Below are 22,826 nucleotides of genomic sequence, written 5' to 3' on the forward strand. Positions count from 1 at the left end.
CGGTTTGTTCGGTATAAAAAAGTTAACAGGAACGCCAGAATAGCAGAGTTGGGGGCACATTTGGCGAGTGCATCGGCGCGCCGTACGTGCGACCCAACGACCAGCCGAAAGACATGCCTGGCGCGCCTGATGACAGGCCGCCGGGACAGGGCATGCGGCCGGCCGCTTGTCGGGAGCCGGCCGCGCGTCACACGGGTAGCCGTCCTTGCGCCACCAGCGCGCGGGTGCGACCCAGCGTCGACAGCAAGGCACTCCTGTAACCATTCTCGCTGTCCATCAGCGCCTGCTCCGCCTGTTCTTCCGCGCCGCCCGGTGTCTTGCCGCGCAGGCCGAGATAGCAGTAGAACCGCAACTGCAGCGCGCCGCCGGCGTCTTCGAACAGCTCGTTGACGATCACGCCTTCGCGCGGGCCGCCCGCCTGGAAGAACGAGACTTTTTGCGCATCGTCGAAGCTGATGATTTCGCGCAGCTCCTGTCCGCCGATGGTGGCCTCGCGCACGATGTGGCCGGCGCCCTCTTCCACGACCTCGCAACGCGTGCACAGGCCAGGCGGCAGGAACAGCCGGGCGTCGCGCGCCTTGCGTACCAGGCCGGCCCAGGCCTGCTGCCGGGTCAGGGGATGCTCGCCGTCCGGATTCACGGCGACGGTGGCGGTCGAATAGATCATGGTGTTCTCCTTTGTACGAAGGTGTTCAGGCAGCGGCGGCCATGCCGGCGGCGAATGCGCGGTAGGTATGCAGCGGCCGTCCCAGCATGTCCGTCAGGCGTTCCACGTCGCCAGCCTGCGGCACCATGCCGTCGCTGACGAAGCGCTCGGCCATCAGGCGCATGTCGTAGGCCATCCACGATGGCATGAACCCGCGCAGGTTCTGTTCGAAGCCGGCGCTATCGTCGCCGGCGTAGGCGACCGGACGCCCCAGCACATCGGTCCAGATGGCGGCGACACTCGCGCCGGTGAGCGTGTCCGGGCCGACCAGGTTGATGCGTTCGAGCGGCAGCGGGCCGGCGGCGCGGTCGCGGCGCACCAGCTCGATGGCCGCGATCTCGGCGATGTCGCGCGTATCGACCATGGCCAGTCCTTTCGAACCGATCGGCATCGGGTAGACGCCGTGGTTGACCACCACGTCCTTGATCGTGACGTCGTTGTCGATGAAGTAGGCCGGACGCAGGATGGTGGCCGAGAAGCCCATGGCCTCGATCATGCGCTCGATGCCATATTTGCCGGCGAAGTGCGGTACGTTGACATACACGTCGCTGCCAATCACCGACAGGTAGACCACGTGCTGGACGCCGGCTGCGCGGGCCAGGTTCAGCGCGACGAGCGCCTGGGTGAACTCGTCGGGCGCGACGGCGTTCAGCAGGAACAGGGTCGAGACGCCCGTGAAGGCGCCGCGCAGGGAATCGACATCGAGCAGGTCGCCCTGGACGACCTCGACGCCGGCCGGGAAGCTGGCCCTGGCTGGATCACGCACCAGGGCGCGGGGATGGATGCCGCGGGCGACGAGTTGGTCGACGACCTTGCGGCCGATATTGCCGGTGGCGCCGGTAACGAGAATGGTCATGGTCTGTACTCCTTGAGATGGGTTAAAAAGTGTCGGTTGACGCTTCCCATACTAGGCGTCCCACTGACGTAACGATAGACGGTAGAATTGGACATCCTGTCTCACTGGTGGAACATATGGACTTGCTTGCTCTTGCCGATTTCAACCTCGTTGCCCGTCATGGCGGCTTCGGCCGTGCCGCCCGCGCCAGCGGTCGGCCGAAAGCCACATTGTCGCGCCGCGTCGCCGAACTCGAAGGCAGCCTCGGCGTGCGCCTGCTGGAACGCGGCGCGCGGGTCCTGAAGCTGACCCAGGAGGGACAGGCGCTGTACGAGCGCACCGGCGCCCTGCTCACCGAGATCGACGAAGCCGCCGCCGAAGTGGCCTCGGGCGGCGCCGCGCCGCGCGGGCGGCTGCGCGTCAGCGCCCCACTGTTGTTCTCGCAAACCGCGATGGGCAAGCTGGCCGCCTCCTTCGCCCTGGCTTATCCGGAAGTGCGGCTGGAAGTGACGACCGAGGACCGGGCTGTGGACATGGTCGAGGAAGGCTACGACCTGGCGATCCGCGTGAATCCGGCGCCGGACGCGAACCTGGTCGGCCGCATCCTGCTGCACGACCGCCTGGCCGTGGTGGCGCCGCCGGCGCTGGCGCGGCCGCAGGACGGCACGCCCGTTCCGGCGGTCGTGCGCGGCGCCGCAAGCGGCGCATCCTGGCCCCTGAAGGAAGCCGGCGCACAGCTCGCCATCGACCCCGTGCTGCGCCTGTCCTCACTCATCATGGTCCGCGACGCCGTGCTCGCCGGGGTTGGGGTGGCCTGCCTGCCGGTCTCGTTGGTTAGTTACGATATTAGCGAAGGCAGCTTGGCGCATTGGGGCGACCTGGATGCGCCCGAGATCGCCATCTGGGCGCTGTATCCGTCGCGCCGCCTGCTCAGCACGCGCGTGTCCGCCTTCCTCGACCACTTGAAGGCGGCCTTCCCGCAAGGGGCGCCGGAAGAACTGGCGGCCCATATCGCGCGCTCATGACGCCGGCCGGGCGGCGTCGGCGCGGATGAAGTCGACAAAGGCGCGCAGCGGCGCCGGCAGCAGGCGCCGCCCGGGATAGTAGAGAAAGGGGCCGGAGAACTGCGGCCACCAGGGTTCCAGCACGGGTTCCAGCCGACCGCTTTCGATGTGGGGCCGCAGCCAGTCCTCGAACAGGTAGACGATGCCGCTGCCGGCCAGCGCCGCATCCACCGTCAGGTCGATGGCGCCGCCCACCTGCACCAGCAGCTGTCCGGCGGGGTCGATGGTCACCGTCTCCCCGCCCTGCTCGAAGCTCCAGCGGATCATGGCGCCACTGGCAAAGCGTGCACGCATGCAGGTGTGATCCAGCAGCTCGCGCGGATGCGCAGGCCGGCCGCGCCGCGCCAGGTAGTCCGGCGCGGCCGCCGCCGCCATGCGCTGCACGCGCGGGCCGATCGGCACGGCGACCATGTCCTGTTCCAGCCTTTCCTCATACCGGATGCCGGCGTCGCAGCCGGCAGCCAGCACGTCGACGAAGCTCTCGTCGGCGATCACTTCCAGGCGGATTTCCGGGTAGGCCGCCAGGAAGCGCGGCACGATCGACGGCAGCACCAGCCGCGCCGCGCTCACCGGCACGTTCAGGCGCAGGGTGCCGGTGGGCGTGTCGCGAAAGCCGTTGACGACGTCGAGCGCGCTCTCGACTTCGCTCAGCACCGGCTCCAGGCGCGCCAGCAGGCTCAGGCCCGCCTCGGTCGGCACGACGCTGCGCGTGGTGCGGTTCAGCAAGCGCACGCCGAGCCGGTTTTCCAGGCGGCGCACCGCATCGCTCAATCCCGAGGCGCTGCTGCTGGTAGCGCGCGCCGCGTCGCGAAAGCCTTTGGCACGCGCCACCGCGACAAAGGCGGACAGGTCACCGAGATCGGCTTTCATCGCGCATCCTTATTGTTCGTTTTTACGTACAACCCATCCTGACTATACCGGATTGTCATGCGAGTGTTCCGGATTTATCGTGGCTACACCAACAACGAACCGGAGCACACCATGAACAGCATCGACAAGGCAGGCAGGTATCAACTCGGCGAGCGCAGCGTGCGCCGCCTCGGCTACGGCGCCATGCAGCTGGCCGGCCCCGGCGTGTTCGGCCCGCCGCGCGACCGCAGCGCCGCCCTGGCCGTGCTGCGCGAGGCCGTGGCGCTGGGCGTGAACCACATCGACACCTCGGATTTCTATGGCCCGCACATCACCAATGAACTGATCCGCGAGGCGCTGCATCCCTACGCCGACGACCTGACCATCGTCACCAAGATCGGCGCGCGCCGCGATGCCCAGGGCGCCTGGCTGCCGGCGTTTTCGAAAGAAGCACTGCGCCAGGCCGTGCACGACAACCTGCGCAACCTGGGGCTGGACGTGCTCGACGTGGTCAACCTGCGCGCCATGTTCGACGTCCACGGTCCGGCCGAGGGCTCGCTCGAAGAACCCCTTAGCGTGCTGGCCGAATTGCGCCAGCAGGGATTGATCCGCCACGTCGGCATCAGCAACGTCACGCCGCGCCAGGTCGAGGAAGCGCGCCGCCTGCTGCCGATCGCCTGCGTGCAGAACATGTACAACCTGGTGCACCGCCAGGACGATGCGCTGATCGATGCCCTGGCGCGCGACGGTATTCCGTATGTGCCCTTCTTTCCGCTGGGCGGCTTCTCGCCGCTGCAATCCGATGCCCTGTCGAGCGTCGCCAGGGACCTGGGCGCGACGCCGATGGCGATGGCGATCGCCTGGCTGCTGCGCCGTTCGCCGAACATCCTGCTGATCCCGGGTACCTCGTCGGTAAAGCATGTGCGCGAGAACCTGGCGGCGGCCGACCTGGTACTGCCGGACGAGGCGCTGGCCAGCCTGGAGCGCATCGGCACGGCATAAGCACTGCACCGGCGCGGGCAATACAACGCGCGCTGGGCCAATATCCACATGACGCCAAAGGAAGCCGCGTGCCGTCGAAATCCTGGGCGCGCGCACCCTGCTCAGCGGCCACGCCTGGGACGAACCCTTCGAACGGGCGCTGGCCGCCAGCGAGGGCAGGCCCTTCTGCCTGCTGACGCCGCGCATCGGCGAACCGGTGCGCCTGGAGGATGCGGCGCCGGCGTTCACGCCGTGGTGGGAAGGGATCGAATGAACGCTGCTTCCGCCTGCTTCGCCGGCCGTATTGGTGGGTTCGAGAACCCACCACATCAACGCATGATCATCCTCGGCACGTGTCGATAAAGTACGCGCCGGCATGGTGGGTTCGAGCCGCACGCGGACCTGCCCCCTTCGTCGGCCGTACTGGTGGGTTCAAGAACCCACCCTACAGCGAACCAGCTGGTAGACGTAGGGTGGGTTCTCGAACCCACCACATCACCGCACGATCAGCCGACGTCCTCTTCGCGAAACTCCATGCCGGCCGTCGTATCGTCGCGCGCCGCTTCGGCCTTGCGCAACTCCACGCGGCGGATCTTGCCCGAGATCGTCTTCGGCAGCTCGCGGAACTCGATGCGGCGTATCCGCTTGTACGGCGCCAGCCGTTCGCGCGCAAAGGCGAAGATCTCGCGCGCCAGTTCGCGCGACGGTTCCACGCCCTGGCGCAGCGTGATGAAGGCCTTCGGCACCGACAGCCGCACCGGATCGGGGCTCGGCACGATGGCCGCTTCCAGCACCTGCTCGTGCTCGATCAGCACGCTCTCCAGTTCGAAAGGGCTGATGCGGTAGTCGGACGACTTGAAGACGTCGTCGTTACGGCCGACGTAGAAGTAATAGCCGTCTTCGTCGACGGTCGCCGTATCGCCGGTGTGGTAGAAGCCGGCGCGCATCACTTCCGCCGTCTTCTCGTCGTCGCCCTCGTAGCCGAGCATGAGCGCGATCGGCCTGGCATCCAGCTGTACCGCGATCTCGCCCTCTTGCGCGGGCTGGTCGTCGAGGTCCAGCAGCGCAATGCGGTAGCCCGGCAGCGGCCGGCCCATGGAACCCGGTTTCACCAGCTGGCCCGGCGGATTGCCGATCTGCGCGGTGGTCTCGGTCTGGCCGAAGCCGTCGCGGATGCGGATGCCCCAGGCGCGTTCGACCTGCTCGATCACCTCCGGGTTCAGCGGTTCGCCGGCGCCGACCAGTTCGCGCAGCGGCGGCTGCCACTGGCTCAGGTCTTCCTTGATCAGCATGCGCCAGACGGTCGGCGGCGCGCACAGCGAGGTCACGCCGCAGCGCTGCACGGTTTCCAGCGCGGCCTTGGCACTGAAGCGCTCGTAGTTGTAGATGAAGACGGTGGCGCCGGCGTTCCATGGTGCGAAGAAGCAGCTCCAGGCGTGCTTGGCCCAGCCGGGCGAGCTGATGTTCCAGTGCACGCCGCCCTTTTCCAGGCCGATCCAGTACATGGTCGACAGGTGGCCGGCCGGGTAGCTCTGGTGGCTGTGCAGCACGAGTTTTGGGCGCGCCGTGGTGCCGGAGGTGAAGTACAGCAGCAGCGGGTCGCCGGCGCGGGTGACGCCTTTCGGCGCGAACACGCTCAGCACCTGGCGGCACTCGGAAAAGTCGCGCCAGCCGTCGATGCTGCCGCCCACCGCGATGCGCGTGAAGTTGCCGTTGATGCTTTCGAACTTGTGGGCCTCCGAGACCTGCGCGATCACGTGCTTCACTTGTCCGCGCTCCATGCGGTCCTGCAGGTCGGCGGTCGAGACCAGCATCGTGGTCGGCACCAGCACGGCGCCGAGCTTGATCCCGGCCAGCATGATCTCCCAGAGCTCGACGCGGTTCGGCAGCATCAGCAGCACGCGGTCGCCGCGCCTGACGCCGCAGTCTTCCAGGTACTGCGCCACCTGGCTCGATCGCGCGGCCATGTCGGCGTAGGAGATCTTCTGCTCGCTGCCGTCTTCTTCCACCACCCACAGCGCGGGGGTCAGGTTGTCCCTGGCTTCCTGGTCGAAGAAGTCGAGGGCCCAGTTGAAGTTGTCGAACTGGGGTGGCTGGTAGCCGGCGTAGGCGGTGTCGTAGTCGGTGCGGTGCTGCTGCAGGAAATCGCGCGCCTGCGCGAAACGCTGGTAAGGGGTCATCTTGTCTCCTGTACGCTGATGTCGATAAACGGGTCTTGGCCCGGTGATGCGTTTTTATTGTCTGTTTGCGTACATTGTGCCACGGTTGCGCGGCCGCAGCGCCGGGCCTATTGTGGGCCGCCGAAGGCTGCCATGCAGGTAAAGGAATACCGCGTCGCGCCCGGCGCCACCTTCCCGGTCATCGGGTCCATCCTGCCTTCGGTCACCAGGTACTGCATGTCCTTGCCCACCTTGCCCAGCACCACCCCCGGCATGCCGGCGTCCGGGTCCTTGTCGAGCGCGATGCCGGCGCCGGCCAGGGCCGCAGTGAAATCGTCCAGCCGCTTGTTGCAGATGTCGCCCTGGATCATGGCGACCCCGAAGCCGCCAGCAACCGTGACATTGCGCAGGCATGCCTTGCCCAGCGTGACGGGACCGGCGATGCGCTGGCCTTCGTCGCGCGCGAGCGGCTCCGCAGTCTGGTTGAACCAGTCGACCGCCTCCTTGTACGCCTCTGGCGCCGGGTTTGGCATGTCGCAGGACAGGAAGCGCAGCCTGGCGTGATCCGGGGAAGCGGCTGCGATGCTGCAGGGTCCTGCCAGCAAGCAGGCCAGCAGCGAGCAGGAAAGCCAGGCGCCTGCCGGCTTGGGATTTGTTTCCGTCATCGTGGTCGGGATCCCTGGTTTATTGGCTGGCGCAGGCATCGGCCGGCAGTGGGAGGCTGGCGTCGACCAGGTTCAGTGCGCCCTTGCCGTCGCCGAGCGGAACCGGCATGAAGCGCTGGACCTCGAGCGACTTGTCGCCCGGGTCGGTGGCCCCGTACATGTTGTCGCCCATCGTGCAGACGAAGCCGTCAGGCCGCAGGGCCAGGATGCTGGAGTAAGAGGACAGCGAGGCGATGTTGGCAAGGCTGGGCTGGCGGCGCTCGCCGGGCGTGGGAAACAGCGCGCGGAACCAGGTCACGGCCAGGCCCTGCCGGGTCAGCGCGGAAGGCGCGCGGCCGCCGCCCAGCATCGTCGCCCCGTCCAGCGTGGCGATCCGGCGCGCAACGAAGGCATCCGGTTTGTTGTCGGGATTGTCGTCTTTCGGCGTCGCCGGGTCGCGGCTCCAGCTGCTGCCCCAGGCCCACACGCTGCCGTCGGCGCGCAAGGCATACGTGCTGTCGGCGAAGGCCGCGATGGCGATGGCGCCGCTGAAGAATGGCGTCGGCCCCGGGTTGTCGCAGAGCTTCGCCGAGGGCTCGGGCTGGTACGAAATCGCACCGGCGGACGCACTACCCCAGCCAATGACGACGCCGTCATCGCGCAAGGCCACGCCGTGGAACTGGCCAAGCGCGATCGCCTTGATGCGCTCCAGGCCGGCAACTTTCGTCGGGAACGCGCCCAGGCCCCAGCAATAGACCTCCCCGTCGCGGGTGACGATCGCGCTATGGGAATCGGTTGCCGCAATCGCCACCGCTGGCGGCAAGCCGGGAATGCGCATCGAACGCTCGACGAACATGCGTTCCTTGCGTGCGGCTTCGGCTTCGGCGCAGGGATTTTTTCCATGCCCTCCGGTGAGGATGGCAGCGGCCTCGCACGGCCCCAGTGTGGGCTGCAGCAGGTAGACCTGGCGCACGCGGTAGGGGCTGAAGCCCCACTCGTAGACGCTGCCGTCGCGCGTAATGGCGCTGCTGTGTTCCCAGCCCGCCGCTACCGCCACGGCGGGTGGCAGGCCTTCCACCGGGCGCGGGAAGACGGGCGGCCCGCGCTTCGCGTGGCCGAACTCTGTGCCCCACCAGAGTACGCGGCCGTCGCTTGTCAGACCGAGGTTGTGGTAGCGGCCGGCGGCGACGGCGGGCTGTGCTGCTGCCGGCAAGGCGTGGGAAATCGACGTCATGCAGGTGATGGCACCCGCCAGCCGGCGCAGATGGGGAATCATGGTCATGCCTTTGCCTCCGTGCGCCTGGCCGTGGTGGTGGCTTGTCGTTATTTGTTGTCGATTATGCACATTGTGCCACGGCTCAGCAGCGGTGTGCATATCGCATACCCATGGCGCGAAGGAGATTGTTGACGGTGACCGTAGGGTGGGCACTTTGTGCCCACGCGCAAGCCGACGAGATGCTGGCTCAGTCAGGACTGCGCAGGATGATCATGGTTGGCGTCTCGAATGCTCATTCGAAACGTTTCGACCATCGCCCAATGCCTCATCAAATCGAGCCCACAATGGGCGAGATTTCGCGTGGGCACGGGGTGCCCACCGTACGGTCAACGTTCCGAACACTATCAGGCGGCGCAGGATGCAGCGCCGCCGATACGTCAGTTCGGCGGCACCGGCGTGCGCCGCATCTGCACCGCGAACTCCCCTTCCGGCTGCATCATGTCGATCACGCGGCAGTCGCCGCACATCTTCAGGCGATCCAGGTTGCCGGCAAAGGCGCTGTGCTGCGACAGGCGCGACAGCATGTTCTCGACCATGTGCAGCGTGCCGAAGGGCTTGCTGCAGCGGATGCAGTGGAAAGGCTGGGACTCGTTCAGGACGACGGTCTTGCGGCGCGCCTCGCCGAAGCTCATGCGCGGCACCAGGGCGATCGCATCCTCCGGGCAGGTGTTCGCACACAGGCCGCACTGCACGCAGTTCTGCTCGACGAAACGCAGCTGCGGCGAATTCGGCGTGTCCATCACCGCCGACGCCGGGCAGACGCCGACGCAGGCCATGCACAGGCTGCACTTCTTCGTGTCGACGGCAATCGCGCCAAACGGCGCGCCGGTCGGCAGCGCTACCTGCTCCGGCTGCCGGGGCGCATGGCGGTGCAGGTGGTCCAGCGCGTAATCGAGGGTATTGCGCTTGTCGGCGGCCAGGTTGAAGGTCGCGCGCCGGGCCGGGGCTTCGCCGCGCGGCGCGTAGCCGAGGGCCACGCCCAGTTCCCCTGGCGTATTCACGCGCAGCAGCTGGAAGTGCGGGCCGGCATAGCCCAGGCCATCGAGCACGGTGTGGGCAATGCCCATCTGGTGGTCGAGGGCGGCGCCGTACTGCGGCGCTTCCTCGCCCGTCATCAGCACCGTGACGCCGGCCGCGCCATAGGCCAGCGCCGAGAACCAGACGTCGATGCCGGTCGATGCGGTATGGTGCAGCGCCAGCGGAATCACCCGCCCGGACAGCATGCCCTCGCCCTGCACGGCTTCCAGCAGCGGCAGGCCGGCTTCGCTGTGCAGCAGCAGCACCGGGTCCTGGCCGCCGGCCTCGAAGTAGGCGTTCAGGGCGGCCTTGATGCGGCTGCCCGTGTGGGCCGCGGTAGGGAAAGCGTAGCTGATGGCGCCGGTCGGGCAGACCGTGGTGCAGGCGCCGCAGCCGGCGCACAGGTAGGGATTGACGCGGATCTTGTCGCCGGCGCTGGCGATCGCCTGGGCCGAGCAGATGGTCACGCAGGCGTTGCAGCCCTGCTGGCCGTTGCGGCTGTGGGCGCAGATGCGCTCCTTGTAGCTGAAGTATTTCGGCTTGTCGAAGTCGCCGGTCATTTCCATGATCTCGGCGGCGGCCGCGCGGCGTGCGGCCTCGTCTTCGCCGGGCGCGTAATAGCCGTGCGGGTGCTGGTGGGTGGCGATCAGGGGGCTGGGGCAGAGGTCGAACACGAGGTCGAACTTGGCCGCTTGCGGCGGCTGCCCGGCCGCCTGCCAGCGCGCTTCGAAGGCGCCGAGCCAGCCGCCAACGCCGACGGCGCGCGCCGCGAATACGGGGTAGCCGCGCCCGACGGGCGTGTCGTCGCCGTCGAGCAGCAGCACCGTCACCGACAGCGCCGTGGCCAGGTGATCGGCCCAGGGCAAGGCCTGGGCGGCGCTGCCGACGACCAGGGTACGGCCGCCCGAGCGGTAGCTGACCGAGGAGACGGCCTCGACCGGACCAATGGCATCCGCCGCCAGGATGGCGGCGGTCTTGGCGAGAGCATTGCGGCGTTCCTGCATGGGATCGCCGGCCTGCCCTTCTAGGAATCGGATGTTCATGCTTGTCCTTGCAGGGATTGCTGGGGTGTGGCCGGTAGCGAGACGTGCGAAGCGGGTGCTGTCATTGCGCCGGCGTCTTGCACTTCGGTATCGAATACATTATCCGCGTCGGCGGACGCAACGCCCACACGCTTGGTATCGGCACCGCTGTCCGTCTCCGCATCCGGCGCGGCGCCGGCCTGCACCGCGTGTTCTCCGGCGGCCGGCGCCGCTTTGGCAGCCGGCTTTTCCGCATCCGGATAGCGCAGCGCACTGCGCGCATGGTCGAGCGCCGCCAGCATCGCGGCCGACACCGGGCTCGGCTTGTTGTAGTCGTCCATGTACATGTCGAGGCCATCCATCACATGGAAATGCGGATCGGCGAACAGCCTTTTCAGCGCCAGGCGCTGGACCGACTTGTCGACGTCCTTTGCGACGAAGCTGGAAAAGTCGGCGTCCGGGGTCAGACGCGCAGCGTCTGCGAGCGTCGGCAGAGGCCGGTCCTGTGGCGGCGCGTCGGCCTGGACGGGAACGGGTGCAGTAATGGGTGCGGAAACGGGAGCAGAAACAGGCGTAGAAACGGGTGCGCCAGGTGCCGGACGTGGCGCCTCCGCTTCGCTGCCGGTCGCTTTCAGGCGCGACCAGCGCTTCAGGAATCCTTCTTCGGGCATCGCTCGTCCTGTCCCGCGCTAGCCGTGCTGGCGGCCGCGGCGCGGCTTCGGCTGGTAGTTGTCGCGCAGGTAGCTGGCCAGCCAGGCGTAGATCTCGGCCGGCATGGTCACACCGTCGGCGGATTCGCCGGAGTCGAACATGCGGGTGCCCTCGACGTAGCTGACCGAGGCGCGCACCGGCATGGCGCGCCCCTCTTCCATGCGCCACAGCACGAACACCTTCGATTCGGGCGCCATGGCGTTTTCGTAGTAGCCCTCGTGCTCGTCGGTGTAGAGCTCGAGTTCGAGCCCGGACACCAGGTAATAATCGCGCTCCGGGGTTTCGCTGAGCACCTGCAGCGGCGGCAGGTCGCCGCGGTTCGGCACCACGCCCACGGCCGCCCAGGCGTCGTCGGCCCAGATATGCTGGACGGCGCGGCGCTGCATGATCACCGCAATCGGCATGCCGGCTTTCTTCATCGGTTCTTCACCTGGTCCGAGTTGCCGCGGTCGACCGCCGGCGAAGCGCCTTGCGGTACCGACTGGGTCGGGCGCGTCTTGACGTCCTTGCTCGGCGCCGCCGTGCCCAGCTTTTCGCTCTTCACCGGCACGTTGGCCGATTGCAGGGCTTGCGGGCTGAGCGGCGCGGCGCCACGCCCCGGCGCCGCCGCCGACGTGCCGGGCGCAGCGCCGGCCGGCGCCGGCGCCGCCACTCCGGCGTTCGGCGGCGTCACGCCCGACGAACCCACGCCGGGCCTGCCGTTCGCCGGAGGCAGGGTTTGCGGCGGCTGGATGCCGGGCGCCGGGGCCTGGGCGATGGCGGTCGGCGGGTTGATCTTCCAGCCCTTGGCCGGCGCCTGGGCACGCCAGCGCGCGCTGAGGGCGTCCATCGAGGCGGCCAGTTGTTCCTTCTCCTTGGCCGCCTTGGCGTCGGCCTCGGCCTTCTTGTTGGCGGCCGCCTGGGCCTGCTCGGGCGTCAGCTGCGGCTTCGGCAGGGCCGCCCAGGCGCCCTGGGACAGCAACAGGCCGGCCAGCAGCGCCCCGCTCAAGGTCGTGCGTTTCATTGCTTGCCCTCCATCTGCTTCGGCGCCGGCCCCTGGGGCGCGGCATTGCTGGCCGCGCCCTTGTTCAGGTCCTGGGCCGTCGGTCCGCCGGCCGGACGGTTGTCGCCGGTTGGCGTCTGGGTGGCGCCCATCTTGCCTGACGGGTCGGTCACGCCCGAGTTCGGGCCCTGCCCGGTTTCGCGCGTGGTGCCGCCGACTTCGGCGCCCGAGGTATTCCCGCCCGAGCCGCCCGCAATGCCGGGGGTGCCGCCGGCGTAGGTGGCATCGGTCACCGGCTTGGCCGAGCGTGCGATCACTTCGCCGCTGGTGCCGCCGCCGGACGTCACCTCGCCCGGAAACTTGGTCTGGATGACGCCGTTGCTGGCCGGCGCCGTGTTGCGGCTGCAGCCGGCCGCCAGCAGCAAGGCCGCCAGCGCGCAGGAAGTGAGATAAATCGTGTGCTTCATGACAGTCCTCAGTGTGCAGGCCCGGGCCGCGGCGGCGACGGCTGCGTCTTCGATCCCGTCGACGACGAAGGTGGCGTCGGCGGCGGCGCGCCGCCCGGTGCGATGCCCTGCTTGGCCTGTTCGTACCAGAGCGAGTGGTGGGCCTTGGCCCAGGCTTCGTCGACGGTGCCGTGGCGCATGGCCTCGTAGGCGCCCGGCGTGCCCCAGGTGCCGATGTAGATATGGCCCATGGCCGCCACGATATAGAGGGTGGCGCCGATGATGTGCAGGTAGTTCGCCACCTGCAGCATGTAGCGGGTCTGGCCGAAGGTGATGAAATTCAGCACCAGGCCGGTGATCGACATCACCAGCCCGAGCAGGGTGACGCCCATCCAGAACCAGGCCTTCTCGCCGGCATTGAAGTAGCCTGCCGGCGGGTGCTTGTGCGATACCAGCCCCCCACCCTGCTTTACCCACTCCATGTCGCTGCGGTGTAAGAAGTTACGGCGCAGGAAAGTGAAGAACATCACGACCGAGCACAGGACGAACAGGGGTCCGATGAAGTTGTGGATGTATTTCGACAGGTACGCGAACCAGGAAAAGACATCGTGTCCCATCCAGGGCAGCATGACCTTCTTGCCGAAGGTGAGGATCAGGCCGGAAATCGCCAGCAGGATGAAGCTGATCGCGGTGGCCCAGTGCACCTGCATGTCCCAGCGCGAGAAGCGCTGCAGCTTGCGCCCGGAACGCGGTTCCTCGCGCGCCGGCCCGACGGTGTTGTAGAACAGGACGATCAGCAGCGGCACCACGATCAGCAGGGTGCCGGCGATCGAGGCGATCGGCCCGTTGCGCAGGTGGCGCCAGGTATTCCCGCCGCGCTGGACGATGACGTTGGCTTCGGTGCTGCCGTACTGGCCGAGGTAGTGGCGGTCCATGTGCACCCGCCCCGACTGCTTGGACGTGAGGCCGGGCTCGGCGGCCTGGGTGTCGCCCTCGACCTGCAGCATGGTCTGCTCTTCGGCGTAGGCTGGCTGGGCGCGGTTGTTCGGCACCGCGGCCAGGGCCGAGCCGAACATCAGGGCCGCCACCAGGGCCAGCATGGCGCGCAGGACAAACAGGTTCGCTCGCATGTCGGCTCCTCAGGGATTGGCGCGGTTGTATTCGTTCTGCTTCTGGTTGCGGTTCTGGATCGCCGCAGACCAGGCCAGGCGGTCGTTATGGAAATGCGTTTGCGGATGGCGGTTGTCGGTCTTGCCCGCGTATTCGCCGCGGATCCACTCCGGGTGCTGGTCGACTTCGAGGCAACCGGTCAGCAGCAGCGGCAGCACGGCGATCAGGTAGCAGGATTTTTTCATTGCGGGAACCTCCCGCCGCCGTTCTGGGCGTCGCCCACGTCCTGGTTCACGCGCGGCAGGTCGCCCTTGGCCTGGACTTCGCCGCCGCGTTTCGGACGGCCGTAGGCGATCTTCCAGCCCCACAGTTCCGGGCCGTAGCCACGGGTTTCCACGCGCTGGCGGTAGATGTCGGCGATCAGGTTGGCTTCGCCGCCGAGCAGGGCCTTGGTGCCGCACATTTCGGCACACGCCGGGAGCTTGCCTTCGGCGATGCGGTTGCGGCCATACTTCTTGAATTCGGCTTCCGAGGTATCCGGCTCCGGACCGCCGGCGCAGAAGGTGCACTTGTCCATCTTGCCGCGGTGGTTGAACAGGCCGGTTTCCGGGAACTGCGGTGCGCCGAACGGGCAGGCGTAATAGCAGTAGCCGCAGCCGATGCACTGGTCCTTGCTGTGCAGGACGATGCCGTCCTCGGTGTGGTAGATGCAGTTGGTCGGGCACACGGCCAGGCAAGGCGCGTCGGTGCAGTGCATGCAGGCGATCGACACCGAGCGCTCGCCCGGCACGCCGTCGTTGATGGTGACCACGCGGCGGCGGTTCACGCCCCACGGTGTTTCGTGTTCGTTCTTGCAGGCGGTAACGCAGCCGTTGCAGTCGATGCAACGCTCGGTATCGCAAATAAATTTCATCCTCGCGGCCATATCAGCTCCTCTTTCTTCTCCGCGTACACATCAGGCACGCACAACCCGGCACATCGATACCTTGGTTTCCTGCATCATCGTCACGGCGTCATAACCGTAGGTCCAGCCGGTGTTCACGGCCTCGCCGCGCACGGTCGGCGCGCCGTCCTCGGGGTAGTGTTTTTCCAGGTCCTCGCCCATCCACCAGCCGCCGAAGTGGAACGGCATCCAGACCAGGCCGATCGGCACGCGCTCGGTGACCATCGCCATCATTTTGAGGCGGGCGCCCGTCGGGGTCTCGACCCAGACGAATTCGCCGACGCGGGCGCCGATCTGCACCGCGTCGTGCGGATTGATCTCGACGAACATGTTCTGCTGCAGCTCGGCCAGCCAGGGATTCGAGCGGGTTTCCTCGCCGCCGCCCTCGTATTCCACCAGGCGTCCCGAGGTCATGATCAGCGGGAAGTCCTTGCTGAAGTCCATCTGCTGCACCGATTTGTACAGCGTCGGCAGGCGCAGGAAGTTCGCCTTGTCGTCGTAGGTTGGGTACTTGGCCACCAGGTCGCGGCGCGGCGACAGCAGCGGCTCGCGGTGGGTCGGGATCGGATCGGGGAAGTTCCAGACATTCGCGCGGGCGCGGGCATTGCCGAACGGCGCGCAGCCGTGGGAAATGACCACGCGGATGATGCCGCCGGACAGGTCGGTCTTCCAGTTCTTGCCCTCGGCCATGGCCTGCTCGGCCGGCGTGAGTTCGTTCCACCAGCCCAGCTTTTTCAGGAAGACGTGGTCGAACTCCGGGTAGCCGGTGTCAAGCTGGCTGTCCTTGTTGGTCGAGCCGTCCGCCGCCAGCAGGCTCTGGCCGTTGTGCTCGACACCCCAGTTGGCGCGGAACGGCAGGCCGCCTTCGGCCACGCTCTTGCTCAGGTCGTACAGGATGGGCGTGCCCGGGTGCTTCATTTCCGGGGTGCCCCAGCACGGCCACGGCAAGCCGTAGTAATCGCCCTTGCAGGGGCCGTGGTCGGCGCGCAGCGTGGTTGGGTTAAAGGTGTGCTTGTTCTCCATGTGGAGCTTCAGGCGCTCGGGCGAGCAGCCGGTGTAGCCGATGGTCCAGCATGAGCGGTTGATCTCGCGCAGGATGTCCTCGACCACTGGTTCGTTCTGCACCACCTTGATGTTCTTGCAGAGTTCGTTATGGAAGCCGAGCTTCTTCGCGAACAAATACATGATCTCATGGTCGGTCTTGCACTCGAACAGCGGCATGATCACGCGTTCGCGCCACTGGATCGAGCGGTTCGAGGCCGTGCACGAGCCCTGCGTCTCGAACTGCGAGGCGGCCGGCAGCAAATACACGCCATCGGTGCGGCCGTGCATCGAGGCCGTCATGCTCGGGTAAGGGTCGACCACCACCAGCATGTCGAGCTTCTGCATGGCCGCCTTCATGTCGGGCAGGCGGGTCTGGCTGTTCGGCGCGTGGCCCCAGTAGAACACGGCGCGCAGGTTGCTCGGCTGATCGATGTACTCGTTGTGCTCGTTCACCGCGTCGAACCAGCGAGAGACGGTGATGCCGGGCTTTTCCATCAGCTCCTTGGAACCGAAGCGCGACTTGATCCACTCGTAATCCACGCCCCAGACATTCGAGAAATGCTTCCAGGCGCCTTCGGCCAGGCCGTAGTAGCCGGGCAGCGAGTCGCCGTTCGGGCCGACGTCGGTGGCGCCCTGCACGTTGTCGTGGCCGCGGTAGATATTCGCGCCGCCGCCGGGAATGCCGATGTTGCCGAGTGCCAGCTGCAGGATCGACAATGCACGCACGTTGGCGGTGCCGACGTGGTGCTGGGTGATGCCCATGCACCAGACCACCGACGACGGACGGTTCTTGGCCAGCATCTCGGCGGCCAGGCGCACGCTTGCTTCCGGCACGCCGGTGATGTCCGAGACTTTATCCGGCGTCCATTTCGCCACTTCCTTGCGCACGTCGTCCATGCCGTAGGTGCGGGCGGCGATGTATTCCTTGTCTTCCCAGCCGTTGTTGAAGATGTGCCAGAGGATGCCCCAGACCAGCGGGATATCGGTGCCCGGACGCACGCGCACGTAGTGGTGGGCGAAGCGCGCGGTGCGGGTGAAGCGCGGGTCGATGACGATCATCTTCGCGCCCAGTTCCTTGGCGTGCAGGAAGTGCAGCATCGAGATCGGATGGGCCTCGGCCGGATTCGAGCCGATGAACAGCACCGCCTTGCTGTAGTGCAGGTCGTTGAACGAATTCGTCATCGCCCCGTAGCCGAAGGTCTGGGCCACGCCGGCCACGGTGGTCGAGTGGCAGATGCGCGCCTGGTGGTCGCAGTTGTTCGAGCCCCAGAACGACACGAACTTGCGCAGCAAATAGGCCTGCTCGTTGTTGTGCTTCGAGCTGCCGATGACCATCAGGGCGTCGGGGCCGGCCTGCTGGCGCAGTTGCAGCAGCTTGTCGCCGATTTCGTTGATTGCCTGGTCCCAGGAGATGCGCGTGTACTTGCCGTTCACCAGCTTCATCGGGTAGCGCAGGCGGTGTTCGCCGAAGCCGTGCTCGCGCACCGAGGCGCCCTTGGCGCAGTGGGCGCCCATGTTGATCGGCGAATCGAAGGCGGCTTCCTGGCGCACCCAGACGCCGTTCGCCACCACGGCGTCGACCGAGCAGCCCACCGAGCAGTGGCTGCAGACGGTGTGCTTGATCTCGGTCTTCACGGGGGCGTCGGCCACCGGATCGGCGGCGGACGCCGGCTCGATCACGTTCAGCGGCAACTGGCGCGCCAGGGCGCCGGCGCCGGCGGCGACGCCCGCCCCGACCAGGAATTTGCGGCGCTTCAGGCCTTTGACGGCGGAACTCTTGACTAACGACATGGCAAATCTCCGGGGCCGCTCACCAGTAGGCGGCGGTCTGGTAGTAACGACGGATGTGGTCCGTTTCGTGGTAGCCGCGCTTGGTGGCCACCTGCGCCGGCTTGGCCGCCTCGGCAGGCTCGGGTTTGGCTTCGGCGCCGCCGGCGACGGCCGCCAGGGCGCCCAGCGGCGCGGCTTTCAGGAAGCTGCGCCGCGACGGGTCGGGTTTCTTGTGGGGCGTTTCCGGCTGTGCGGGGTCCATGGCGTATTCCTCGTTGCGTGCGTTTGGCTCAGTCATCGAAGCCCTCTTCCACCACAAAGGCGTCGGCCTCGATCGCCAGCAGCGCGCCGACAAAGGCGGCCACCAGGCGGTAATAATTGGCGCCCTCGGCGCCGGCGATATCGCTCAGGCAGCGCTCATACCAGGGTGCGATGCGCGCCTCGAAGAACGCCTGCTGCTCGTGGTGCGAGCGGCGCGGGATGCCGGCGCCGCCCGCGATCAGCACGCGCATGGTTTCGCACAGGGCGCCCAGGTGGTCCTCGAACTCGCCGACGCCGCGCATGCGCTGGATGCCGAAGCGCGCCAGGTCGCCGCGCAGCTCGGCCAGCGGGGCGTCGTTCATGAAGCCCGACAGGTAGAGCGAACCGTAGGGGTTGATCTTCGGCGTGCCGTCGCTGATGAACAGGGCATCGAACTCGTCCTGCACCGCGCCGGCATCCATCACGCTGGATGCGAGCACCAGCTTTTCCCAGGCCTGTTCCAGGGCCGGGTCGCCGCCTTCCGACAGGATCGGATCGGCCGCGGCCAACTGGCCCAGCAGCGCTTCGCCCGGCGGCGCCAGCAACAGGCGCGCGGCCAGGGCATACAGGTCGGCGCGGGCCTGGTCTTCGCTGGACAGAGGAAGCGCCACAGGAACGGAAACCGTGGCGCGGGCGGCATCGCTTGCCGGATGAGATACGTGGTCAGGTGATGCCGACTGCATGGACACTGAGGGTCTCCGTTATTAAATCTTCATCGAAAGTGTAGTCCCTCAGCCTGCAAAGGCGCGCACGGTTGGAAATCCTTTGCATAAGTCGGCCCTCGGCCGTCCGCCATTTAACGCATGCCGGCGGCGTGCATGATCATGCGTATGAGTGAGGCCACCAGGAACAGGGCCGCGACCCCGCCGGTCCACAGGCCCAGCATCCATGCCAGGCGCCGCAGCCAGAGCGGCATCGGCCGCGTACGCAGGAAAGGCAGGCCGCGCATCAGTGGTAGCCCGCATCGGCCTTGACCTTGCCGCGAAACACCCAGTACGACCAGACCGTGTACATCAGGATGACGGGCAGGATGAGCAGCGTGCCGACCAGGGCAAACCCCTGGCTGGCCGGCGGCGAGGCGGCTTCCCAGATCGTGATGTAGGGTGGGACGATGTGCGGCCAGATGCTGATCGCCATGCCGGTGTAGCCGAGGAAGACCAGCGCCAGCGCCGCCACGAAGGGCCAGCGGTGCGGCCTGCCCTTGAGCGAGCCGAGCAGCAGCGCGATGGAGAGCAGCACGAGGATCGGCACCGGCGCCAGGAACAGGGTATTCGGGAAGGTAAACCAGCGGTCGGCCACGGCCGGGTCGCGCAGCGGGGTCCAGATGCTGACCACCACGATGGCGCCCAGCAGCAGCAAGGCAAAGGGTTTCGCCACCTGCACCATGCGCGCATGCAGCTCGCCCTCGGTCTTCATGATCAGCCAGGTGCTGCCCAGCAGGGTGTAGGCGATGATGACGCCGAAGCCGGCCAGGATCGGGAACGGCGCAATCCAGTCGAGCACGCCGCCGGCGTAGCTGCGGCCCGAGACGGTGATCCCGTCGAGGAAGGCGCCGAGCGAGACGCCCTGAAAAAAGGCGGCCGTGATCGAGCCGCCGATGAAGGCCTTGTCCCATAAATGGCGGCGATTGTCCCTGGCCTTGAAGCGGAACTCGAAGGCCACGCCGCGGAACACCAGCCCGACCAGCATGAAGATCAGGGGCAGGTAGAGGCCCGAGAGGATGATCGAGTAGGCCACCGGGAAGGCCGCCAGCAAGCCCTCCCCGCCCAGCACCAGCCAGGTTTCGTTGCCGTCCCATACCGGGGCCACGGTATTCATCATGGTGTCGCGGTCGCGCTTTTGCTTCACGAACGGGAACAGGATGCCGATGCCGAGATCGAAGCCGTCGAGCAGCACGTACATGAAGACGGCGAAATAAATGATGACGGCCCAGATGACCGAGGTGTCGATACCCATGCGTCAGCTCCTCTTTCCGGCGTCGCCCAGGCCCAGGCCGGCGCCGTCCCCGGTGCCCTCATCGTCGTTGCCGACGTCCGCCGCCGACATCGGCCGGCTCGGCGTGCGCTCCTCGCCCGGCCCGCCTTCGGGCGTGCGCTGCAGCTCGAAGTGCTGCGGCCCCTTGCGCATCATGCGCAGCACGTAGATGGTGCCGGCGCCGAACACGAAGAAGTACGCCACCACGAAGATCCCCAGCGTCAGGGCCAGGGCCGGGGCGCCGTGCGGCGACACCGCGTCGGCCGTGCGCAGCACGCCGTACACCACCCAGGGCTGGCGCCCGACCTCGGTGGTGACCCAGCCGGCCAGGATCGCGACCAGGCCCGCCGGGCCCATGCACAGGGCCGCGCGCAGGAACAGGCGCTTCGTGAAGATTTGCCCGCCGCGCCGCAGCCACAGGCTCCAGGCCCCGAGCGCGATCATCAACAGGCCCAGGCCCACCATCAGGCGGAAGCTCCAGAACACGATCAGCGAATTCGGCCGCTCGTCCTTCGGAAATTCCTTCAATCCCGGGAACTGCCCTTCCCAGCTGTGCGTGAGGATCAGGCTGCCGAGGTGCGGCACCTCGAGCGCGAAGCGGGTGGTCTCGGCTTCCATGTCGGGGATGCCGAAGAGTTTCAGGCCGACCGCCTCGCCGGGCGTGTTTTCCCAGTGCCCTTCCATCGCCGCCAGCTTGGCCGGCTGGTGCTCAGCCGTGTTCAGGCCATGGAAGTCGCCGATCACGGCCTGGATCGGGGCGACGATCAGGAGCATCCACATGGCCATCGACAGCATCTTGCGCACGGCCGGATTGTCGCGCCGCCGCAACAGCTGCCAGGCGCCGACCGCGCCGACGATCAGCGCCGTGGTGAGGTAAGCCGCGACCACCATGTGCATCAGGCGGAACGGGAAGGATGGGTTGAAGATGATGGCCAGCCAGTCGGCGGGCACCATGCGGCCGCCCTCGATGGCGTAACCCTGCGGCGTCTGCATCCAGCTGTTGGCGGCCAGGATCCAGGTGGCCGAGATCAGGGTGCCGATGGCCACCATGGCGGTGGCGACAAAGTGCAGCTGCGGACCGACGCGGTTCCAGCCGAACAGCATCACGCCGAGGAAACCGGCTTCGAGGAAGAAGGCGGTCAGTACCTCGTAGGCCAGCACCGGCCCCATGATGCTGCCGGCGAATTCGGACATGGTGCTCCAGTTGGTGCCGATCTGATAAGCCATGACGATGCCCGACACCACGCCCATGCCGAACATGACGGCGAAGATCTTCAGCCAGAAGTGGTACAGGTCGACATACACCTGGCGCTTGGTGCGCAGCCACGACAGTTCGAGCACGGCCAGGTAACTGGCGAGACCGATGGTCACGGCCGGGAACAGGATGTGGAAGGACATCGTGAAAGCGAACTGGATGCGTGCCAGATCCAGGGCCGAAAAGCCGAACATGGATGCTCCTTGAGACGACGGTGTCCAGAATCTAGCACGGTCGACGGTGCGCACAATTGCCGTCCTGGCCACGAAACCGGCGGCGTCAAGGCCCGTGTTGCCGGGCTTTTGCAGGCATTCATCGAACCTTTCCGCAACACAGCGTGGACCGAAAGGCTGGGTTGGGAAAACGACCGGGACTATAATCCCGGTATTGACTGCCATCCCACTTTCCAGCCGATGACCCAGGACATCTCTTCCACCGTCTCCGCCCCGATCAGCATTGGCGCACTGAAGGCCAGCTGCAGCGCCTGCAGCATGCACCAGCTGTGCCTGCCGATGGGCCTGGAAAACGCGGACATCGACCGCCTCGACAAGATCATCGGCCGCCGCCGCCGGCTCGAAAAGGACGAGCGCCTGTATGCGATGGGCGAACCCTTCCGCAGCCTGTACGCGGTGCGCTTCGGCCACTTCAAGACCTACCAGATCAACGCGGCCGGCGAGCAGCAGATCACCGGCTTCCAGATGGCCGGCGAGCTGCTGGGGATGGACGCGATCAGCGGCGACCGCCACCATTGCGACGCGGTGGCGCTGGAAGACAGCGAGGTGTGCGAGATTCCGTTCTCGCGCCTGGAAGAACTGTTCGGCGAAGTGCCGGCCCTGCTGCGCCACTTCCACCGCATCATGAGCCAGGAAATCACGCGCGAGCAGAACGTCATGCTCCTGCTCGGGAACATGCGCGCCGAGCAGCGCTTCGCCGTGTTCCTGGTGAATTTGTCGGCGCGTTATGCGGCGCGCGGCTATTCGTCGACCAGCTTCGCGCTGCGCATGTCGCGCGAGGATATCGGGAATTACCTCGGCTTGACGATCGAGAGCGTCAGCCGCCTGCTGTCGCGCTTCAAGAAGCAGGGATGGATCGCGGTCGACAAGCGCGAGGTGACGCTGCTCGAACCGGCGCGGCTGCGTGCGATCGCGGCCGGGACCGAGCAGTGCACGCCGATGGCGTGACGTTCCTTAGAACGTGACCTTCACCGACGGCGCGCTGCGTTTCGCTTCGCCGTGGAAGACCGCCTCGATGTTGTTGCCGTCGGGGTCGAGGACGAAGGCGCCGTAGTAGCCGGGATGGTATGTGGCGCGCTCGCCGGGGGCGCCGTTGTCCTTGCCGCCCGCTTGTAGCGCGGCCTGGTAAAACGCGTCGACCATCGCGCGGTCGGCGGCCTGGAAGGCCAGGTGGTGACGTCCGGTGAGCTCGCCCTGCGCCGCATCGCTGGCAGGCGTGGAGACGAACAGCTCGTCGGCCCAGAAATAGTCGTCGCCCTCGCCGCCCAGCGGGATGCCCAGCACCTCGAACACGGCGCTGTAGAAGCGTTTCGAGGCGGCCAGGTCGCGCACCACCAGTTGCAGGTGGTCGATCAGGCGTCCGCGGTGCAATTCCTGGGTTTCCATGGTGCGTCTCCTTGAAAACGGTGGTGCAGGAATTATGCCGCAGTTTCGTAGGGTGGGTTCTCGAACCCACCAGTTGTAACCGGCCGTCCGAATGTGCACACGTGGTTGTGGGGGGGTGG

General features: G+C 67.0%; 24 protein-coding genes. 3 read left to right on the forward strand and 21 right to left on the reverse strand.

Annotated features, from left to right (window positions below; genetic code table 11):
- Positions 1–187: 187 nt before the first annotated feature.
- A complete protein-coding gene (locus QPK31_RS07890) occupies positions 188–667 on the reverse strand; it encodes an AtaL-like protein (protein ID WP_290422401.1) in 480 nt (159 codons plus the stop codon).
- A 25-nt stretch (positions 668–692) separates the two neighbouring features.
- A complete protein-coding gene (locus QPK31_RS07895) occupies positions 693–1,562 on the reverse strand; it encodes an SDR family oxidoreductase (RefSeq protein ID WP_290422402.1) in 870 nt (289 codons plus the stop codon).
- A gap of 116 nt (positions 1,563–1,678) precedes the next feature.
- Between QPK31_RS07895 and QPK31_RS07900 the strand changes: the two genes are divergently transcribed.
- Entirely contained in the window at positions 1,679–2,566 is an 888-nt protein-coding gene (locus QPK31_RS07900) for a LysR family transcriptional regulator (RefSeq protein WP_290422403.1), read from the forward strand.
- On the opposite strand, the gene QPK31_RS07905 is transcribed toward QPK31_RS07900, so the two are convergent.
- Entirely contained in the window at positions 2,561–3,475 is a 915-nt protein-coding gene (locus QPK31_RS07905; RefSeq protein WP_290422404.1) for a LysR substrate-binding domain-containing protein, read from the reverse strand. The two genes, QPK31_RS07900 and QPK31_RS07905, sit on opposite strands and share 6 nt — an antisense overlap.
- A gap of 111 nt (positions 3,476–3,586) precedes the next feature.
- Here QPK31_RS07905 and QPK31_RS07910 point away from each other — a divergent pair, with 111 nt between their 5' ends.
- Positions 3,587–4,456 (forward strand): aldo/keto reductase family oxidoreductase, encoded by an 870-nt coding sequence (locus QPK31_RS07910; RefSeq protein WP_290422405.1) that lies wholly within the window; start codon positions 3,587–3,589, stop codon positions 4,454–4,456.
- Between the two features lie 485 nt (positions 4,457–4,941).
- On the opposite strand, the gene QPK31_RS07915 is transcribed toward QPK31_RS07910, so the two are convergent.
- From QPK31_RS07915 to QPK31_RS07995, 17 genes are all read right to left on the reverse strand, one after another.
- Complete coding sequence (locus QPK31_RS07915) at positions 4,942–6,615, reverse strand: AMP-binding protein (RefSeq protein WP_290422406.1); 1,674 nt, start codon at positions 6,613–6,615, stop codon at positions 4,942–4,944.
- Between the two features lie 107 nt (positions 6,616–6,722).
- Complete coding sequence (locus tag QPK31_RS07920; protein ID WP_290422407.1) at positions 6,723–7,259, reverse strand: hypothetical protein; 537 nt, start codon at positions 7,257–7,259, stop codon at positions 6,723–6,725.
- Between the two features lie 19 nt (positions 7,260–7,278).
- Positions 7,279–8,520, reverse strand: coding sequence for a hypothetical protein (locus QPK31_RS07925; RefSeq protein ID WP_290422408.1), 1,242 nt, complete (start codon positions 8,518–8,520; stop codon positions 7,279–7,281).
- A 371-nt stretch (positions 8,521–8,891) separates the two neighbouring features.
- Positions 8,892–10,574, reverse strand: coding sequence for a 4Fe-4S binding protein (locus QPK31_RS07930; protein ID WP_290422409.1), 1,683 nt, complete (start codon positions 10,572–10,574; stop codon positions 8,892–8,894).
- Positions 10,571–11,224 (reverse strand): DUF3306 domain-containing protein, encoded by a 654-nt coding sequence (locus QPK31_RS07935; protein ID WP_290422410.1) that lies wholly within the window; start codon positions 11,222–11,224, stop codon positions 10,571–10,573. The genes QPK31_RS07930 and QPK31_RS07935 overlap by 4 nt, the downstream gene beginning before the upstream one ends.
- Before the next feature lie 18 nt (positions 11,225–11,242).
- A complete protein-coding gene (locus tag QPK31_RS07940; RefSeq protein ID WP_290422411.1) occupies positions 11,243–11,683 on the reverse strand; it encodes a DUF3305 domain-containing protein in 441 nt (146 codons plus the stop codon).
- A complete protein-coding gene (locus QPK31_RS07945) occupies positions 11,680–12,267 on the reverse strand; it encodes a hypothetical protein (protein ID WP_290422412.1) in 588 nt (195 codons plus the stop codon). The genes QPK31_RS07940 and QPK31_RS07945 overlap by 4 nt, the downstream gene beginning before the upstream one ends.
- Entirely contained in the window at positions 12,264–12,713 is a 450-nt protein-coding gene (locus tag QPK31_RS07950; RefSeq protein ID WP_290422413.1) for a hypothetical protein, read from the reverse strand. The genes QPK31_RS07945 and QPK31_RS07950 overlap by 4 nt, the downstream gene beginning before the upstream one ends.
- A gap of 8 nt (positions 12,714–12,721) precedes the next feature.
- Positions 12,722–13,822: a formate dehydrogenase subunit gamma gene (locus tag QPK31_RS07955; RefSeq protein WP_290422414.1), complete on the reverse strand. Its 1,101-nt coding sequence runs from the start codon at positions 13,820–13,822 to the stop codon at positions 12,722–12,724.
- A gap of 9 nt (positions 13,823–13,831) precedes the next feature.
- Entirely contained in the window at positions 13,832–14,047 is a 216-nt protein-coding gene (locus QPK31_RS07960) for a hypothetical protein (protein ID WP_290422415.1), read from the reverse strand.
- The gene (gene fdh3B, locus QPK31_RS07965; protein WP_290422416.1) at positions 14,044–14,715 is read right to left on the reverse strand and encodes a formate dehydrogenase FDH3 subunit beta; all 672 of its coding nucleotides are present in this window, start codon (positions 14,713–14,715) and stop codon (positions 14,044–14,046) included. Before fdh3B ends, QPK31_RS07960 begins: the two co-directional genes overlap by 4 nt.
- A gap of 42 nt (positions 14,716–14,757) precedes the next feature.
- Positions 14,758–17,580 carry a formate dehydrogenase subunit alpha gene (locus QPK31_RS07970; protein ID WP_290422417.1) on the reverse strand — a complete coding sequence of 941 codons (2,823 nt, stop codon included), beginning with the start codon at positions 17,578–17,580 and terminating at the stop codon, positions 14,758–14,760.
- A 19-nt stretch (positions 17,581–17,599) separates the two neighbouring features.
- The gene (locus QPK31_RS07975) at positions 17,600–17,857 is read right to left on the reverse strand and encodes a twin-arginine translocation signal domain-containing protein (protein ID WP_290422418.1); all 258 of its coding nucleotides are present in this window, start codon (positions 17,855–17,857) and stop codon (positions 17,600–17,602) included.
- Positions 17,850–18,470 (reverse strand): molecular chaperone TorD family protein, encoded by a 621-nt coding sequence (locus QPK31_RS07980; RefSeq protein WP_290422419.1) that lies wholly within the window; start codon positions 18,468–18,470, stop codon positions 17,850–17,852. Before QPK31_RS07980 ends, QPK31_RS07975 begins: the two co-directional genes overlap by 8 nt.
- Positions 18,471–18,655: 185 nt before the next feature.
- Positions 18,656–18,808, reverse strand: coding sequence for a DUF2474 domain-containing protein (locus tag QPK31_RS07985; RefSeq protein ID WP_290422420.1), 153 nt, complete (start codon positions 18,806–18,808; stop codon positions 18,656–18,658).
- On the reverse strand, positions 18,808–19,815 hold the full coding sequence (gene cydB, locus QPK31_RS07990) for a cytochrome d ubiquinol oxidase subunit II (protein ID WP_290422421.1): 1,008 nt from the start codon (positions 19,813–19,815) through the stop codon (positions 18,808–18,810). Before cydB ends, QPK31_RS07985 begins: the two co-directional genes overlap by 1 nt.
- Before the next feature lie 3 nt (positions 19,816–19,818).
- On the reverse strand, positions 19,819–21,282 hold the full coding sequence (locus tag QPK31_RS07995) for a cytochrome ubiquinol oxidase subunit I (protein ID WP_290422422.1): 1,464 nt from the start codon (positions 21,280–21,282) through the stop codon (positions 19,819–19,821).
- Positions 21,283–21,501: 219 nt separating this feature from the next.
- Between QPK31_RS07995 and fnr the strand changes: the two genes are divergently transcribed.
- Complete coding sequence (gene fnr / locus QPK31_RS08000; protein ID WP_290422423.1) at positions 21,502–22,269, forward strand: fumarate/nitrate reduction transcriptional regulator Fnr; 768 nt, start codon at positions 21,502–21,504, stop codon at positions 22,267–22,269.
- Between the two features lie 6 nt (positions 22,270–22,275).
- On the opposite strand, the gene QPK31_RS08005 is transcribed toward fnr, so the two are convergent.
- Positions 22,276–22,707, reverse strand: coding sequence for a VOC family protein (locus QPK31_RS08005; RefSeq protein ID WP_290422424.1), 432 nt, complete (start codon positions 22,705–22,707; stop codon positions 22,276–22,278).
- Positions 22,708–22,826: the final 119 nt, after the last annotated feature.

Source organism: Massilia sp. YIM B02769, from assembly GCF_030411995.1.
Taxonomy (GTDB): domain Bacteria; phylum Pseudomonadota; class Gammaproteobacteria; order Burkholderiales; family Burkholderiaceae_D; genus Telluria.